The organism is Aquimarina algicola, assembly GCF_006443095.1.
Taxonomy (GTDB): Bacteria; Bacteroidota; Bacteroidia; order Flavobacteriales; family Flavobacteriaceae; genus Aquimarina; species Aquimarina algicola.
Genome location: NZ_VFWZ01000002.1, coordinates 1,477,339 through 1,494,740, shown reverse-complemented (window position 1 = coordinate 1,494,740; position 17,402 = coordinate 1,477,339). Strand labels below are relative to the sequence as shown.

Here is a 17,402-nt window from a genome sequence, read left to right as displayed (position 1 = left end):
CACTTATGCCCTGTTTTATTGAATTTGATCTAATTTTAAAGTCTTAAGCAATGCATCAAAATAATAGTCTTCTTGCTGAGGAACAATAATAACTTTGTAAGCAGTATTTTTAATCACATAGTATGAAGATGTTTCGGTACTAAGGTCGCTAGAATGCAGATCAACAATTTTTTGTATGTAGTCATTAATTAATAATACTTCTTCGTATTCTATTTCTCTTCGGTAGGTAGGTTGATCACTTTTAAAAACCAAATAATCGCTTCTAAAACTTATTGATTTTTTACTCTGATGATGAGGATGAAATTCAAAGGTAAAATCTTTTGAGGCAAAAATTGTATTAATATTATCTATAGAAGGTTCTACGGATCGCGCACAACCAAGAACAACAATAAGGACAAAACACAGTAAAAACCTTTTTAAAGTAACAGACCGTCCATTCATGTGTATTCAATTTCTAACGAATATTAATAAATATAAACTAGGTTTATATACTATTAGCAATAGCATTTTTTATTCTTTCTCTTGATTCTTCAGTCATATCTCCATGATCTCGTATAATAAGCTCTGCTTCAGTTAGCGAATCATATTTAGCTTTAATACCAATAAGGATCTCGCAAACAGAATTCATAAAGTTTTTTTCTAATTCTTCAAAAACATCAATCTCTAGATCGTACATTAATTCATCTAGCTTTTCTTTCATGCTGGCATACGATTCATTATCATCAAAACCTCCATTTAGATCCCAGAAGTCCCATTCGGCAATCCATTCCCAATCTTCTTTCCATTTTGGAACATTCTCAACTCCATTTTCTGTAAGTATAGAAATAAAAACATCTCCATATGCGGCACTACAGTCTGCTCCAAAAGCAATAATCTTTACATCTTGATGATCTTTAAAAAAATTATCCAAGCAGTCTAAGGTTAAATTCTTTATTAGGTTCCTCAAATCAAATTGAGATTCAAATTCTGTCCATTTCATTTTGTGTCAACTGTTAGGTATTGCTAATAGGTTATAAATCTTACTAGCAATTATTTCTTATATTGATTTGGTTTCAAGAATACATACGTTGTTTTTATTTCTTCAATCTACCAATCACTTTGTCATATCTACTATCCATACATACGCTTAGATCTGTTGTCATAAACTTACCATCTAAAAACAAACTAAAAATTGTTGCCGGACTTGGCGCATTTTGGGCTTCCTCTATAGTTTTTAATTTAATTACTTTCAATTGCAACCCTCTGTTTTTTGCTGTTTCGACCAAAGATGCTCTGGCATGAAACTCTGCAAATGGGCAACGGTTTGAATAATAAACAACAATCCCTTTTTTCTCTGAACATTCACCATCTCTAACAGACTCATTAAACTTAGGTATTTTAACATCTTTTTTAAATTTTTTGACTAAAAGACTAAATCCGCTAGATATTTTTTCTACTTCTTCAAATCCTTGTTTCAAAAACCATTTGGTATCACTCATAAAGTGAAATTTCTTGGTTCCTACCACAGTAACAAGTCCGTTTTTACCTTGTCTTTCTGCGTCATCTATGGCTGTTTTCAACAAGGCTTTTCCGTATCCATTTTTCTTATATTTACCTGATACCCAAAAACAATTTATATTTAAATAATTATTTGCAGTTATAGGAACCCAGGCTGTTTCAGCAGGTCCATATTCAATAAAAACTTTTGCTCTTACATCAAGTCTTCTAAAAACATATCCGTTATTGAATTCTTTTTTTAACCAATCTTTTTTGGCTTGATAGCTGTCTGCACATTTTTTGTCAGAAATAGCGCAACAAATATGTTCTTCTGCAATATTAGTCGAATCAATTTGTATAAAATTTGTGCTCACCGGGTAGTTTTTTACTATTGAAACGTAATAAAATATACTCGCACCTCTATTCAATTAAACATTTGTGCGTATTTAAAATCGTTTATATCTAGCCTATAAGTAAAGCTACAAAAACTAATGGTCGATACATTATATTATTATGAAAAAACGATATAAAAATAGAAAAGTCTTAACAAGATCTTTTTAATACTTTTTTGCTACTTGTACAGCACTACACTATTAATGATTCCCTTTTTTTATTTTAGTTAATGTTTCTTCGATCATTTCAAGCCTATTTTTTACTTTTTCAGCAGAAGCATCTAATGTGTATCCTTCGTCTAAAAGCTCTTTAATCAGTAACATTTTTTTTATATTCTTATAATCATAGCGTCTATTTTTTCCTTCCTCTTCGGTTAAACTCTTAATGATCCCTTTTTCTTCCCAATATCGTATTTGCCGTGTTGCAATTTTGGTAATTTGAGATACTTCTCCAATTCCGACAACCAATTTATCCAGGAAATCATAGTCAAAAGACAAGTCTTTATCTTCTTCAGAATTTTTCATTTTGTTAATTATTTACAATAATTGTTGTAAATATAAAATTTAAGTACTTAATTTAAAATTGTAAATAAATTACAATTAATGAAAATAAAAAGCAAAATATGTTTAACTGCTATTATTCTAACAGTTTATGGCTATGTCAACGCACAAAACAATGCTGAAATGGAAGAAACAAAGATTAGAAACCTGATTGAAAAATGTTACTTAAATGGCGCGTTAAACGATATGAATACAGAAGCTATGTATGAAGGTTACCATTCTGATTTTGCTATTTTTTATGCAGAAGGAAAAGAGTTGAAAAAGTTGCCTTTGAATGCTTGGGTAAAAATGGTCGATGATTTCAAAAAAAATTCTGAGAATAATGAATTAAGAAAGTTTGAGTATGAGTTTATTCAAATTGATGTAAATGAAACTACTGCTTATGTAAAACTTAAACTTTTAAGGAACAAAACCTTGGTTTTTACCGATTTACTTACACTATTAAAATTTGAAAATCAATGGAAAATCGTAACTAAAATTTACCATTCTCATATTGAAAATCCCTGGAAATTATGAATACATCTGCTTTACTATTAATTGAAACGCAAAATGAATGGATGCATCCAAAAGGAAAACTTAGAAAACTATTGGTTACTGATGAATTGATGATGGCAAATTCTATTTCAAATATTGAAAAAGCTTTGCATTACGCACGCAAAAACGATATTCAAATCATTCATGTTGGATTATATTTTCAGGAAGGTTATCCTGAATTGGCCAACGGAAAAAGCGGCTTAAGGAAAGCTATCCCCAACGCCGGAACATTTTCGATTAATAGTTTTGGCAGCCAATTTTATGAAACTGTAAAGCCAAATGAAAACGAATTTGTAGTGACCGGCAGAACTGGAGCAAGTGGTTTTGCCAGTTCTAATCTTGATACTTTCTTGAGGAATAATAAAATAGATAACTTATACTTAGTCGGGTATGCAACCCATGTTTGTGTAGAAAGCACATTACGAGAATCTCATGATAAAGGTTATAATACCTACTTAATATCTGATGCAACATCAGCTTTTAATCAAACACAACAAGATTATGTTCTGAAAGAAATTGTACATCACTTTGGGCGTCATGTAACAACCGAAGAATTTATTAATACACTTTTTTAAATAATGTTATAAATTGTCTTCATGGCATCAACAACAGAAAATTTATTATCTATTATTTACAGTTATAATATGTAAGAATTGCACTAAAATATATTTTTTGATTTTATAAAAACAAATAAATTGCCAGTTTGACGACCATGGCAAAATTAAATTTGCTTTATCATAGTCGTCAAACTGGCAATGTACAGTTAATTAATTGGTTATGTTATTTTACCGCTAATCGTTTTACAGAACCTTCAAAATCTATATCTTCAAGATTAGAAATTATTAATCCTATACCTCCGGACTTTGAAGCTACAATATATTCTGTTTGAAACTTTCTATCGCTTTTATATGCTTTTAGATATTTAAGTTTCACGACTTTTGATGTTGGAGTAAAGAAGAATCTACCGTGGATTCTTTTATACCTTACTTCTTGTATATTGGATTCGTCTTTTAATTGATCGTTCAAGGTTTGCACAACTCTAGCCGCTCTATGCTCATCAAACTGATAAAAATCACAGCTATAAATAAAAACGTAATTTTCAACATTGTTTTGATCTACAAATAGTTCAAAATCAACTTTTTTGTCTTTTATTTTTTTTAATTCGTCTAAAGCAATCTTCTTAAATTTTGATCGATCCTGTACCGAATCAAGCCTGGTTTTAAATTCCTCAGGCGTTATTTTTGAGTAACTGCTGGTTAAAACGATAGTGTTGTTTCTAAACTCTATTGTGTTTTTAGAAAATCTGGACTTTTTTTTGTCTTCGGACAAAAAATTACATCCAATGATAGTAAATGAAATAAGTAATAGTAGAATTTTTCTCATAGGGCAATGCTAGTTAATTAATATAACTTGATCTAGATAAGCCCTAAATGATTGTCTTGCAATATAATAAAAAAAATTATATTACAACCATTCAACTGGATTTTTGAGCACTTTAACTAGTTTTTCTTCTTCTGTTCCGGGTTCTGGATGATGATTATACTGCCATTGTACATGAGGTGGCAGACTCATAAGAATGCTTTCTATTCGACCATTTGTTTTTAATCCAAATAATGTACCTTTATCATGCACCAGATTAAATTCTACATAACGGCCTCTTCTTATTTCTTGCCAATTTCTATGATCTTTTGTGTATACAAGGTCTTTTCTCTTCTCTACAATAGGCACATATGCATTCAGGAAGCTATTTCCAACTTCGGTTACAAAATTGTACCAATCTTCTATAGTCATCTGATCATTTTTCTTGCAGTAGTCAAAAAACAATCCTCCTATACCTCTTGCTTCTCCTCGATGTGCATTATAAAAGTAGGCATCACATTTTTTCTTGTAGTCAGCATAAAAGTCCGGATGATGTTTGTCGCAAGCCTCTTTACAGGTTTTATGAAAATGTACCGCATCTTCTTCAAATACATAATAAGGTGTCAAATCTTGCCCTCCACCAAACCACTGATCTACAATATTGCCTTCTTTATCATACATTTCAAAATAACGCCAATTTGCATGTACTGTTGGTACCATAGGGTTTTTAGGGTGTAATACCAAAGATAAGCCACAGGCAAAAAAATCAACATCTCCTACATTAAAATAGCTCTGCATTGTTTTTGGCAACTCGCCATGAACTCCTGATATATTTACTCCTCCTTTTTCAAATACCTCTCCATTTTCTATCACTCGTGTTCTTCCTCCTCCACCTTCTTCTCTTTCCCAAATATCTTGCTTAAACGTAGCTTTACCATCAATTTTTTCTAAAGTAGTAGTGATGTTATCTTGAAGCTCTTGTATGTATTTATAAAATGTATCTTTCATCTACTTAAATTTTTGTCCAAAAGACAAATTTTATTTTAAGATTGCTCTAGTTTAGGTTGTTCTTCTACATCCAGAAGTTCTTTTTTTGTGTGTTCTATTTTCAAAAAACCCTCTGCTTTCAATAATTTAACCGTTTCTGTAGAAGCTGCTACTACCGCAATAGGCAATGTAATGATCAATCCCAAAATGGGTATAAAAAGCATGAATACAAATATCAGCCCATTACCTATTGCGGTACCTCTATGTTTTCTTACAAACCGAACACTATCTTTATAATTAAAATGGCGCTCCATTGTATAATCCATATTACCAAAACCTACATAATACGCTTGTATTACAAAAATCAGTATTGTTCCTACAATGCCTACTACAGGAATAAGACTTAATATTAGCAGAGGAATCAGAAACAATAATTCTCTAAATAAATTCCTCGCGTTTACCCGAATACTTCTTGCTAATTGCTTGGTAAAAGATGCTTGTTGTGGCACATAATCTTCTTCTCCCAAAAGGTATTTTTCTATTTTCTCAGAAACAGGACTCATAAATGGTGATGATAATGCCATTACGATATGTTTGTACAAGATCAAACCAACTGCAAAAATGATTAAGCCTCCGAGATATGTACTAATAGTAGCAAAAGTTTGTGCTCCCCATTCCCAAATCCATATTTTTGATATCAATGCTCCCAAAGTACTTGATAAAAAATAGATCATTAAAAGATAACACCATCCGATAACAAAACTAATCAAAATAGGAATTCCAAAATATTTCCAGAGACCTAGCTTTGACATCAACTTAAAGCTCCCGAAATAGGCTTTTATAGCATTTATAATATTTTTGAACATATAAGATGTTTTTGGTTGCCTTTATTAGTACTATTTTATTGAAAAATGTTTCAATGCATACTTAAATTTCATCAAGATATACAAGGTTATCTGTATGAGACTGTATTTCACGAATATCTGAAACTAATTTTGCATTTGCTGCAAATTCGTTCAAAAAAGTTACCACTTCTTTCTCTGGCTTCTTAATACATTTCAAAAAATATTTTCGCCCTATTTCGTTATTATGTAGGTCCATTGCCATTGGCAAAGGCGCATTTGGCCACAACTTCTCATGCAAATCCGTTACTTTTTTTGCCCACAACACTGCTTTCTGCTCATTTTTATGAATTTTGTTTGCTGCATTGCAGATTAACACATTCCATAACGCATGTCTGAAAGCATTTGCTTTACCATTTTTATGATGTGCTTCACCATACATATCATCACAAATCAACATGGTTCTACGTGTGACTTTAATCGTAGGGTAAACTAATATTGGATTTTGTACTGCGAGTATTGCTAATCTGTAGAGTTGATATAGGTTTAACCCTTTGACAACCCTCCAGATATTCATTTTATACGTGATATTCTTTTACCGCATCTACAAACGCTTTGGCATTTTCTACCGGAATATTTGGTAAAATACCATGCCCAAGATTAACTACATAACGATCCTTACCAAATTCATCTATCATTTGTTTTACCATTTTTTTGATTTCATTTGGTGGTGATAGTAGTCGAGAAGGATCAAAGTTTCCTTGTAATGTAATTTGCCCTCCTGTAAGGTAACGAGCATTACGAGGTGAGCATGTCCAATCTACTCCAAGAGCTGCTGCCCCTGATTTTGACATTTCTTGTAGGGCAAACCAACAGCCTTTTCCAAACACAATAACTTTGGTTTCTTCTTTGAGTGCATCTACAATTTGTTGGATATATTTCCATGAAAACTCTTGATAATCTGTTGGCGACAACATGCCTCCCCAACTATCAAAAATCTGAACGGCGTTGACACCTGCAGCTACTTTGGCTTTTAAGTATGCAATGGTAGTATCTGTAATTTTTTGCAATAATAGATGTGCCGCTTCTGGTTCTGTAAAACAAAGCGCTTTGGCTTTGTCAAAGTTTTTGGATCCTTGTCCTTGTACAGCATAACAAAGGATAGTCCATGGTGATCCCGCAAAACCAATTAAAGGCACTCGATTGTCTAGCTGTTCTTTGGTAAGTTTAATCGCTTCCATGACATATCCCAATTCTTCGTGCACATCAGGAACTACTACTTGCTCAACATCTTTTAGTGACCTGATAGGGTTAGGTAACCAAGGCCCGATTCCATCTTTCATCTCTACTTCGATATTCATTGCCTGAGGAATAACTAATATATCACTGAATAAAATTGCAGCATCAGGACCAATAATATCTATTGGTTGTACTGTTATTTCTGAAGCTAATTCTGGGGTTCTGCAACGAGTAAAGAAATCATATTTTTCTTTTAGTGCTCTAAATTCTGGTAAATATCTACCTGCCTGGCGCATCATCCAAACCGGTGGACGCTCTACAGTTTCTCCATTTAATGCTTTTAGAAATAAATCGTTTTTTATCATATCTTTTAATATTCTTGTGTGAACTAGAATTTTTTATATTTCGAATGTTTGAAAATAAAGCCCAAAATCATATTTGGGATGACAAATTATGATTAAAATATTTTACTGCTTGAACAATTACATTTTCGACAGTAGGTTTATTTGCAATTATAATTTGATCAGTATGTTTATTAGCTTCAGAAGCTGTTGTGTTTCCTATGCAAAAAGCAACACTATCAATTCTATTTACAGTGGTATAACTTTGTATTCCCGATGGGCTAAAAAACAATATCCCATCAAATGATCTATCGATCTTTTTAGCTTTTAGGTGCGTTGTATAAACTGTTATTTCTTCAACTGCAATAGTATTGTTAAGTAAGTATTTTGGTAAATCATCTCTTCTTATGTTACCGCAAAAGAACGTAAATGATTCTTTTGTGTAATTTTCTACAATGATTTTTGCAAGATCAGCAGCATTTTGTGCCGTTTCTAAGACGTTATATCCGTTTGTCTCTAATAATTTTCTGGTATTATCTCCTACACAAAAGCAATTTTCGATCTTAATTTTAGCATTTTGTATGGCTTTGACTGCATTTTTGCTTGTGAAGATTACATTTTTTATATCACTTTTGGCTTCAAAAGCTATCAAATCTATAGTTATTGCGTCAAAATCTACTACTCCTATACCTGCATTAAGAAACAGCTCTTTTTGAGCTATGGTCAATTTTTTGGTCGAAAGTATAGTAGGTTTCATTGATCTAATTGATTTCTGCTTTAATCTCTTGCATTACTTTTCGACCTCCATTATTTAAAATTTGATTAGCACAGGCCTCTCCAAATCCTTCTTCATTACCTATTTTAACTTTTCTTACTACTTCTATTTTATGTTTTCCATTTAAACTAAATAGCGCTCCTCTAAAATTGATATAATCTTCTTCTACTTCTGCCAATGCTCCTATTGGTGCTGTACACCCTCCTTCTAGTGCTCTTAGAAAAGCTCTTTCTATATGTACACATATTTCTGAAGGTTTATGGTTGAGATGTGATAACGCTTCTCTACAAAACTCGTCTTCTTCTTTGGCTACGACCAACATAGCGCCTTGTGCCGGAGCAGGTATCATCCAATCCAGATCTATATAATTATCTGGTTTTAAATGAATACGTTCTAATCCAGCAGCAGCAAATATGGCTCCAGACCAATCATTATCAGTAAGTTTTTGCATGCGTGTATTTACATTACCTCTAAGGTCTACAACGCTGTGCTTAGGATATTTATGCAACCACTGTGCTTTGCGTCTTAAGCTTCCTGTAGCAATAGTTCCTGTTGTTTGTAAAAAATCTATCCCTTTATTATGAACAAGAATGTCTTTTACATTAGCTCTTTGAAGAATTGCTCCTTCTACAATTCCTTTTGGTAATGCGGTAGGCACATCTTTCATAGAATGAACTGCGATATCTACCTCATCTTTTAGCATGGCAACATCTAGTGTTTTGGTAAAGATACCGGTAATGCCAAGTTCATACAAAGGCTTATCTAATACTAAATCTCCTGTTGATTTTACTGGCACCAATTGCGTTTTATATCCTAGATTTTGCAAGGATTTTTGTACAGTATTAGCTTGCCAAAGTGCTAATTCACTATCTCTGGTACCTATACGAATTATCTTAGTCAAGGGTGTTTTTTTCTAGTTGAAAAACTTTTTGAATTAATTCTATGCTTTCATCTGCAGAGGCATGATCATCTTTGAGGTGACTCGCAAAATGATTTGTGATTTTTTGAATAATACGACTACTTATAATATCAGCCTGTTCCTCATTAAAATCTCCATATTTTTTTCGCTGTATATTGATCTCCGTATCCTTCAACGTGACTAATTTTTTCTTTAAAGCCTTGATTGTTGGAGCAAACTTTCGGGTTTCTAGCCAATTATCAAATTCTAATTTTACCTCTTCGATAATTTCTTCTGCTTTTGGGATATGTCGCCTTCTGTTTTGTAATGTATCATCTGTCATTTTCGACAAATGATCAAGGTGAACCAATGTTACATTAGAAAGCTCTGTTACATTTTCAGAAACATTTTTTGGAATAGAAAGGTCAAGAATAAGTAATGGTTTATCCGAATGAATTAATTGTTTTGAAATGGTAGGATTTTGTGCTCCAGTAGCGACAATTAAAATATCTGTATCTGCTATCTCTGCTTGTATGTTGGCATAATCTTTTACCACCAAATTAAACTTCCCCGCTACTCTTTCTGCTTTATCTTTTGTTCTGTTGATAAGAACAATGTGATCATTTTTGGTATGTTTAATTAAGTTTTCGCAGGTATTTCTTCCTATTTTTCCAGTTCCAAAAAGTAGAATATTTTTATTTGAAATATCTTCTACATTTTTCAGAATATATTGTACCGAAGCAAAAGAGACAGAAGTAGCACCAGAAGAGATTTCGGTTTCATTCTTAATACGTTTGCTAGCTTGTATAACCGCATTAATAAGCCGCTCTAGAAAAGGATTGGTAAGATTACTTTTTTTGGATATTTTAAAACTTTGTTTTAATTGGCTTATAATTTCAAAATCTCCAAGAATTTGACTATCTAAACCTGTACCTACTCTAAATAAGTGTGATACAGCTTCATTATTTTTGTGCACATAAGCAACTTTTTCAAATTCTTCTACAGTACCCTGCGTATGCTCACATAATAATTTTATCAGTTGAAAAGGGTGCTGTGCAAAACCATGTAATTCTGTTCGGTTACAAGTAGAGGTGATCAGCAGTGCTTCGACTCCTTCTTTTTTTGCTTGATCTAAAATTGCGTTTCTAGCTTCTTCACCAACACTAAAATGACCTCTAATCTCTGCATCCGCTTTTTTATAACTCAGTCCAATAGTGTAAAAGTTCGTTCCTTTCGCTCTTAAATGAGGCTCCATGTAATAGTTCTATATATTCCACAACAAAAATATTTTAGATAGTTCAGAAAAAATAACGCTAGAAGAATTTTTAATATCGAAATTCGTTGTTTATGATATTATTTTCATAAAAACAGTCAAATATTCCTATTTTTGTGGTGGTTTGAAAGGTTTTTATGTTAATAATTTAGACTTATTCTAAATAATAAGATTTTACAATTATGGAAATTCAAATAAAAAATAACGCTCCAGGAATTCTAGACGAAACCTTTATAGAGAATGGTTTTTATATCCTTAAATTTCAAAACGAAACGAATGAAAGTCAAGAAGTTATAAGAGAAATTGACAGCAGTTATATCCAATTTCATTTTTGTATTAAGGGAGGGATTACCTTTAATTTTAACAACGGCAGCTACGCTATACAACTTAAAGAAGAAAATTCTCTTTTATTATATAATCCCCAAAGAGACTTACCTATGAATCTAGAAATGCAACCGGATTCCTGGTTGATTACTATTTTAATTTCAATACAAAAATTCCATTCTTTATTCTCTAAAGAAGCAGATTATATCCCTTTTCTTGGAGAAGGCAACAGAGATAAAAAATATTACAGTGATGGCAATATATCACCATCAATGGCTGTAGTTCTTAATCAAATTATGAATTATGGATTACATCAGTCAATAAAACTTTTATATTTCAAAGGCAAAGCATATGAGTTATTAAGCTTATATTTTAATAGACCAGAAGATGCAGATATAGAACAATGCCCCTTTTTGGTTGACGAAGAAAACGTTATAAAAATAAGAAAGGCAAAAGAAATTATAATTTCTCGCATGTCTGAACCTCCTACATTACAAGAGTTATCAAAAGAAATCGGATTACCACTTAAAAAACTCAAAGATGGTTTTAAACAAATATACGGAGAACCTGTGTATACATTTTTATTTGATTACAAGATGGAGGTTGCCAGACAGTTGCTAGCATCAGGAAGTCATAATGTAAATGAGGTGGGATTAAAAGTAGGTTACAGTACGGCAAGCCATTTTATAGCAGCTTTCAAAAAGAAATTTGGTACTACTCCCAAAAAATATATTATGAGCTTAAGCTAAAACTCTAAATTAATCAAGCATTTCTCCTCTTGGTATCCCTACACCTTTTTGTAATGATACAATAGAATCATACATACCTCTGTCTTCTTCTGTAGTATCAGCGAGAACAGATACAAATTCAAATTGCTCAAGAAGTTCTAAAATAAAAGGTAATTTGTCCTTTTCTACATCTACTATAATACGTTTCATGTGTTTAGAAATTATTATTGTTAATGATCACATGGAACTTTTAATCAATTAAAAATGTTATTTGTCACCTAATACAAATACATTTTTTTAATTGAGTTAAGTTCATCCTTGCTATAAATTCACTTTAAAAATACTAAAATAATATTATTCAGGTTTTAGTTTATCAGAATTTAACGTATTTCTAAATTACAGTATCAAAATTCATTTTATATGTTAAAAACTAAGTATTAATTCAGTGATACTGCTATCAAAAAGTCTTATCATAAATTGATCTTATTCCTACTGAATAGTTCGTATTTTTGCTAAAAAATAAAATCGTTATGAGTAAAGGCGTTCTTCTTGTTAATTTAGGTTCTCCTGACAGTACAAATCCAAAAGATGTTAAAAAATATCTTGGTGAATTTCTTATGGACCCTAGAGTTATTGATCTTCCTCTTTGGGCAAGAACACTTCTTGTAAAAGGAATTATACTAAACACCAGACCTAAAAAATCTGCAGCTGCGTATCAAAAAATATGGTGGGAAGAAGGTTCCCCACTTATTGTGCTTTCTGAAAGGTTACAAAAGAAAGTTCAAGAACGTGTTGATATCCCTGTAGCACTAGCTATGCGATACGGAAGCATGACGCTAAAAAAAGGATTACAGTCACTTGTAGATCAAGGAGTAGATGAAATCCTTACCATTCCTCTCTATCCGCAATTTGCAATGGCTACAACCGAGACCATTGATGTAAAGGTAGAAGAGCTTAAAAACGAGTTTTTTCCGCAACTTACCATCAAATCCTTGCCTGCCTTCTATAACAAACCCGAATATATTGAAGTACTTTCTAAAAGTATTGCAGAAAAATTAGAAGGTTTAGAATATGAGCATCTTTTATTTAGTTACCATGGTGTACCCGAAAGACATATCAGGAAAAGTGATATTACCAACGGAAACTGTAAAATGGATGGAAAATGTTGTTTCAAAAAAGGATCAAAACAACACGAATTCTGCTATCGTCATCAATGTGAAATGACTACAGTGCAAGTAGCCAAAAACTTAAAACTGAAGAACGGAACCTACTCTACATCTTTTCAATCCAGATTAGGATTTGACCCATGGCTAAAACCCTATACAGACCGTACAATAGAACGTATGGGTAAAGAAGGTGTCAAAAAAATGGCCATCGTTACTCCCGCTTTTGTATCTGATTGCCTAGAGACTTTAGAAGAAATCGCAATGGAAGGTGAAGAAATTTTTCATGAAGTTGGTGGTGAAACATTTACAACAATACCCTGCCTTAATGAACGAGATGATTGGGCTGATGTATTGTCAAAATGGGTTAATGAATGGGTTGATGTTGAAGCAGCTGTAGTTTCTGAATAAAACGAAAACTGTAATTGATTACATATCTCAATATCCTGAAATTATAAACCAGTTTAATATCTTTTTACAATATCATTAATGGCAAAAGTCTCTTCTGAAGCTTTAGGAATCGAACCCATTGGTAAATTATTGGTTCGACAAGCTGTTCCTGCCTCGATAGGAATTCTAGTTATGTCATTAAATATTCTTATTGATTCTATTTTTGTCGGAAACTGGATCGGTTCTATAGCTATAGCGGCTATTAATGTGGTATTGCCTGTTTCATTTTTTATAGCAGCTCTCGGTATGGCTATTGGTATAGGCGGTTCGAGTATTATTTCGAGAGCTCTAGGAGCTGGTCATAAAGAAAAGGCATTAAAAACTTTTGGAAACCAAATTACACTTACACTGCTTTGTACCGTTTCTTTGGTTGTCATTGGTTTGTTTTTTGCCAATGACATCATTCCCAAATTTGGAGGAAGAGGAGATATATTTGAACCTGCAAAAATCTACTATACTATTGTGCTGTATGGTGTGCCGATCTTAGGGTTTGCTATGATGGGTAATACTGTGATCAGAGCAGAAGGAAAACCAAAATTTGCTATGATTGCCATGATTATCCCTACTGTTGGCAACTTGCTCATGGATTATATTTTTATTCATCTTATGGATATGGGTATGTATGGTGCTGCCTGGGCAACTACAGGTTCTTATCTTGCCTGTTTTTTGTATATTTTTTGGTTTTTCTTTTCAAAGAATTCCGAATTAAAGTTAAGTTTCAGGCATTTTGGGCTGCAAAGAAATATTGTTTCAGAAATTGGCTCTTTGGGTGGTGTAACCCTGGCAAGGCAAGCTGTAGTAAGTATTACTTATTTATTAATGAATAATATCTTATTCAATCTTGGACAAGAAGGTCTTGTTGCTGTATATGCCATTATTGGGAGAATGCTGATGTTTGCCTTATTTCCTGTGTTTGGTGTTACTCAAGGATTCTTACCTATTGCCGGATATAATTACGGAGCCAAACACTATTCTCGTGTTCGAGAAACGATCAATACAGCAATAAAATATGCTGCGATTGTCGCCACTTTGGTTTTTATAGGACTCATGATTTTTCCTACTGAGATTACCTCTCTATTTTTAAGCGACAATCCTAATCAATCCGCAAAAGAATTGGCTTTAAATCAGTATGTGCTTACTCATGCTTCGACACCAATGCGATGGGTTTTTGCAGCTACACCAATTATTGCCCTTCAATTGATAGGTGCTGCATATTTTCAAGCCATCGGAAAAGCCATCCCCGCACTATTACTCACCTTATCCAGACAAGGGTTCTTTTTTATTCCTTTAATTCTAATATTGCCAGAGTTTTATGGAGAATTAGGGGTTTGGATTTCTTTTCCAATTGCAGATGTATTGGCTACTATTGTTACCGGATATTTCTTAAACAAAGAGGTACGAAAAGAGCTTATTGTCGCAGAAACTTCTTAATCTACAATACAATTATTTTTATTCTAACTCTTCCTACATTTAGAAAATTGAAAGTTTTAAAAACAAAAGTATTGTCAGTCTGAGCTTGTCGAAGGCACTTTGAGTTTGTGAGGAAGTAATAAAGGTATGAGGTGTGAGGAAACTAAATATAATATGCGCGTCACCCTAAACTCGATTCAGGGTCGCACAAGAAACGGAAAAACCAATCCTGATGAGATGCTGAATCGAGTTCAGCATGACGAGACGCACTGTCAGTCTGAGCTTGTCGAAGACATATTACAAATCAAGTAATTAAAAACTTCGACAAGCTCAGTTTTACAGCAAATAGTTCCCTTTGAAATTATCTTATATCAATCTCAAATTCTTTTAATTTTTTTAGGTAAAGTACTAAAATACACAATAAGTTTATTCTATTCTAGTTGCAGCTTTACTAATTACCTTCCACTTTCCTTTTAGCTTCTTAAGAAGAAAAATATCTATAAATTTTGAATTTTTGTCATCCATCATAATTTCTGCTTTTGCAGTAGCAATATCATTTGAAACATCTACTGCAATTACTTTTCCCGTTCTACCATTAAATTTTCCTTTTTCTCTTTTTGCAAGCCACGAAGCATATTCTTTGATTGGCACAATCCATATCTCTTTATCTTTATGACTTAAAAAAAGATTCGCATCTTTATAAAACGCTTCCATTGTCATCTCAGGATTATTGTATGCAGTTCCTTCGATATAGGTATCAATTGTTTTTTTTATTTGGTCTTCATCTGATTGTGCAATTGCAGTATTTGCAATGCAAATTAGTAATAAACATATGTGCTTAATATTCATGTTTTTTATTTTTATGATTATCGTAAAGGATAAAATTCTTCTGTTATTTTATATTTGACTTGATCTTTCTCTTTATAGAGGTAGAATGCTCCTCCCCAAAGCGTAGTTGTATCTTCAATCACTTTTGTACCTATGTAACTATATACATCTTGATCTTTAAGTGCCAATACTTCATTTTTTGGCATCCATCGCACCTTGTTCCACCCGTCTTTTGGTTTTAATGTTCCTTTTTTTAATCTAGCGGTGTAAAACATTCTTAGCGCTGCTCTATTCGTATATCCATATTTGAAAGAGAAAATTCCTGCTAGTTTGGGTTTTGAAATCTCAATCCCCATTGCTTTTGCCAGCGACACCAACGATTCGTTATAGGTTTCGGATGTATTATACCTAAGAGGAGGAATATCCCACACTTCTCTATAGTTCACCATTGCTATTTGATCTTTATCATTATATACGATCAATCTCTTGATTGTATAGTTGTCTAAAGGTTTTTCAGCCTCTTGAGCAGATAATTTACAACAAGAAAAAGAGCAATAGATGTTAACCAATATTAGTTTGATTAGTAAATGTTGCATTTGTTTTTAATGTTTATTGTTTAAGTTTATTTGGTTGAATCCTGATTACTTTTCCATTATCTTCATCAGTAAGCATATAGAGTTTCCCTTTGGGGCTTTGTACAACTTTCCTGGATCGTACACGACTGTTGATAAATAATTCTTCTGTACTTTTTATAGTGTCATTTTCTATTCGAAATCTCCAAAAGCTACCTCTACTCAAACCTGTAATTAATAAATCGTTTTTCCATTCAGGAAATTCATTTCCTGTGTAAAATACCAGTCCTGTTGGTGCTACTGTATGACGCCAATACCAAGTAGGGTTTGTAAAAACGGCTCCTTCAATATTAGGTGGCACATAATCTCTACTACGATACCCTCCGGTTGTGATAATCGGCCAACCATAATTTGCACCTGATTGCAATATATTGACCTCGTCACCCTGTTTTGTACCATGTTCTGTAAACCAGATGCTTCCTGTTTTGGGGTGAACTGTAATCCCTTGTGCAGCTCTGATTCCCACAGCATATAGCCCTTGCACCGCAGTACTGCCAAAATCAGGATTATCTTTAGGAATACTCCCATCCGCATTGATTCTATAAATTTTACCTCTGGTATCTGTAATATCTTGAGCAATTGGCAATTCTGGTTCGTCTATCTCTTTAAATAACCGTTCTCCAACAGTTACATATAACTTGCCATCCTTACCAAAGGTCATTCCTCCTCCATAATGAAAATACTCTTTGGTATATGGAGCAGCTTCGATCAATGTTTTGATATTTTGCAACGAATCATTTTGTAACTGTGCACGAATGACTTTGGTTGTACTTCCTTCACCCTCTTGTTTTGCAGCATAAGAAATATAGAGTTGTTGATTATTTTTAAAATCCGGATCAAGAAGCACCTCAAAAATACCAGAATTATCTCCCCTGTATTGCACTCTAATACTATCTGTAAGATCTTTGGGAAAACCTTTTATAATTGTCTTTTGTTTTGAAGAGAGATTTACCTTTAGAAGTGCTCCGTCTTTTTCAGAGATCAGCACCTCATCTTCTGTTATAAAAGCCATACTCCAAGGATGTTTTAGGCTATCTACAACAACTTTTTTGATTGGATAGGTTTGTAGAAAATGTGTATCGGGTTTCTTTTCTTTATAACAACTTATCGTTATCAAGAATAATAATAAAATAATAGTGTATCTGAACATTTGTCCTTTTTTGAATTTGCGAGCACAAAGTCTAAAGGAT

The 17,402-nt window shown here is 32.8% G+C and carries 21 protein-coding genes; 5 read left to right on the top strand and 16 right to left on the bottom strand.

Annotated features, from left to right (window positions below; translation table 11 throughout):
• Window positions 1-15: 15 nt before the first annotated feature.
• The 4 genes from FHK87_RS10560 to FHK87_RS10545 form a co-directional block, all read right to left on the bottom strand.
• Window positions 16-441 (bottom strand): hypothetical protein, encoded by a 426-nt coding sequence (locus FHK87_RS10560; protein WP_140592644.1) that lies wholly within the window; start codon window positions 439-441, stop codon window positions 16-18.
• A 43-nt stretch (window positions 442-484) separates the two neighbouring features.
• Window positions 485-979: a hypothetical protein gene (locus tag FHK87_RS10555; protein WP_140592643.1), complete on the bottom strand. Its 495-nt coding sequence runs from the start codon at window positions 977-979 to the stop codon at window positions 485-487.
• Between the two features lie 94 nt (window positions 980-1,073).
• Window positions 1,074-1,850 carry a GNAT family N-acetyltransferase gene (locus tag FHK87_RS10550; RefSeq protein ID WP_140592642.1) on the bottom strand — a complete coding sequence of 259 codons (777 nt, stop codon included), beginning with the start codon at window positions 1,848-1,850 and terminating at the stop codon, window positions 1,074-1,076.
• Between the two features lie 219 nt (window positions 1,851-2,069).
• Window positions 2,070-2,393: a MerR family transcriptional regulator gene (locus tag FHK87_RS10545; RefSeq protein WP_140592641.1), complete on the bottom strand. Its 324-nt coding sequence runs from the start codon at window positions 2,391-2,393 to the stop codon at window positions 2,070-2,072.
• 78 nt (window positions 2,394-2,471) lie between these two features.
• Here FHK87_RS10545 and FHK87_RS10540 point away from each other — a divergent pair, with 78 nt between their 5' ends.
• A complete protein-coding gene (locus FHK87_RS10540) occupies window positions 2,472-2,945 on the top strand; it encodes a nuclear transport factor 2 family protein (RefSeq protein WP_140592640.1) in 474 nt (157 codons plus the stop codon).
• On the top strand, window positions 2,942-3,538 hold the full coding sequence (locus FHK87_RS10535) for a cysteine hydrolase (protein ID WP_140592639.1): 597 nt from the start codon (window positions 2,942-2,944) through the stop codon (window positions 3,536-3,538). Before FHK87_RS10540 ends, FHK87_RS10535 begins: the two co-directional genes overlap by 4 nt.
• A 205-nt stretch (window positions 3,539-3,743) precedes the next feature.
• On the opposite strand, the gene FHK87_RS10530 is transcribed toward FHK87_RS10535, so the two are convergent.
• From FHK87_RS10530 to hemA, 8 genes are all read right to left on the bottom strand, one after another.
• Window positions 3,744-4,346, bottom strand: a complete 603-nt coding sequence (locus FHK87_RS10530) for a hypothetical protein (RefSeq protein ID WP_140592638.1) — start codon at window positions 4,344-4,346, stop codon at window positions 3,744-3,746.
• A gap of 81 nt (window positions 4,347-4,427) precedes the next feature.
• Window positions 4,428-5,330 carry an oxygen-dependent coproporphyrinogen oxidase gene (hemF, locus tag FHK87_RS10525; protein ID WP_140592637.1) on the bottom strand — a complete coding sequence of 301 codons (903 nt, stop codon included), beginning with the start codon at window positions 5,328-5,330 and terminating at the stop codon, window positions 4,428-4,430.
• A gap of 35 nt (window positions 5,331-5,365) precedes the next feature.
• Entirely contained in the window at window positions 5,366-6,175 is an 810-nt protein-coding gene (locus tag FHK87_RS10520; protein WP_140592636.1) for an EI24 domain-containing protein, read from the bottom strand.
• 61 nt (window positions 6,176-6,236) lie between these two features.
• Entirely contained in the window at window positions 6,237-6,728 is a 492-nt protein-coding gene (locus FHK87_RS10515) for a DUF6973 domain-containing protein (protein WP_140592635.1), read from the bottom strand.
• 1 nt (window position 6,729) lies between these two features.
• Window positions 6,730-7,755, bottom strand: coding sequence for a uroporphyrinogen decarboxylase (hemE, locus tag FHK87_RS10510; protein WP_140592634.1), 1,026 nt, complete (start codon window positions 7,753-7,755; stop codon window positions 6,730-6,732).
• 67 nt (window positions 7,756-7,822) lie between these two features.
• Window positions 7,823-8,488: a uroporphyrinogen-III synthase gene (locus FHK87_RS10505; RefSeq protein ID WP_140592633.1), complete on the bottom strand. Its 666-nt coding sequence runs from the start codon at window positions 8,486-8,488 to the stop codon at window positions 7,823-7,825.
• A 4-nt stretch (window positions 8,489-8,492) separates the two neighbouring features.
• Entirely contained in the window at window positions 8,493-9,407 is a 915-nt protein-coding gene (gene hemC / locus FHK87_RS10500; protein ID WP_140592632.1) for a hydroxymethylbilane synthase, read from the bottom strand.
• A complete protein-coding gene (gene hemA / locus FHK87_RS10495; protein WP_140592631.1) occupies window positions 9,400-10,659 on the bottom strand; it encodes a glutamyl-tRNA reductase in 1,260 nt (419 codons plus the stop codon). Before hemA ends, hemC begins: the two co-directional genes overlap by 8 nt.
• Before the next feature lie 200 nt (window positions 10,660-10,859).
• Here hemA and FHK87_RS10490 point away from each other — a divergent pair, with 200 nt between their 5' ends.
• On the top strand, window positions 10,860-11,750 hold the full coding sequence (locus FHK87_RS10490) for an AraC family transcriptional regulator (protein ID WP_140592630.1): 891 nt from the start codon (window positions 10,860-10,862) through the stop codon (window positions 11,748-11,750).
• 9 nt (window positions 11,751-11,759) lie between these two features.
• Here the strand turns inward: FHK87_RS10490 and FHK87_RS10485 are convergent, their stop codons facing one another.
• Window positions 11,760-11,939, bottom strand: coding sequence for a hypothetical protein (locus tag FHK87_RS10485; RefSeq protein WP_140592629.1), 180 nt, complete (start codon window positions 11,937-11,939; stop codon window positions 11,760-11,762).
• Between the two features lie 320 nt (window positions 11,940-12,259).
• Here FHK87_RS10485 and hemH point away from each other — a divergent pair, with 320 nt between their 5' ends.
• A complete protein-coding gene (gene hemH, locus FHK87_RS10480) occupies window positions 12,260-13,303 on the top strand; it encodes a ferrochelatase (protein ID WP_140592628.1) in 1,044 nt (347 codons plus the stop codon).
• A 78-nt stretch (window positions 13,304-13,381) separates the two neighbouring features.
• A complete protein-coding gene (locus tag FHK87_RS10475) occupies window positions 13,382-14,773 on the top strand; it encodes an MATE family efflux transporter (RefSeq protein ID WP_140592627.1) in 1,392 nt (463 codons plus the stop codon).
• Window positions 14,774-15,178: 405 nt separating this feature from the next.
• Here FHK87_RS10475 and FHK87_RS10470 read toward each other — a convergent pair whose 3' ends face one another.
• From FHK87_RS10470 to FHK87_RS10460, 3 genes are read right to left on the bottom strand one after another with little or no spacing between them, the layout of a single operon-like run.
• Entirely contained in the window at window positions 15,179-15,601 is a 423-nt protein-coding gene (locus FHK87_RS10470) for a nuclear transport factor 2 family protein (RefSeq protein WP_140592626.1), read from the bottom strand.
• A 17-nt stretch (window positions 15,602-15,618) separates the two neighbouring features.
• Window positions 15,619-16,176, bottom strand: coding sequence for an NUDIX hydrolase (locus FHK87_RS10465; RefSeq protein ID WP_140592625.1), 558 nt, complete (start codon window positions 16,174-16,176; stop codon window positions 15,619-15,621).
• 13 nt (window positions 16,177-16,189) lie between these two features.
• Window positions 16,190-17,362 carry a PQQ-dependent sugar dehydrogenase gene (locus FHK87_RS10460; RefSeq protein WP_140592624.1) on the bottom strand — a complete coding sequence of 391 codons (1,173 nt, stop codon included), beginning with the start codon at window positions 17,360-17,362 and terminating at the stop codon, window positions 16,190-16,192.
• Between the last annotated feature and the right edge of the window lie 40 nt (window positions 17,363-17,402).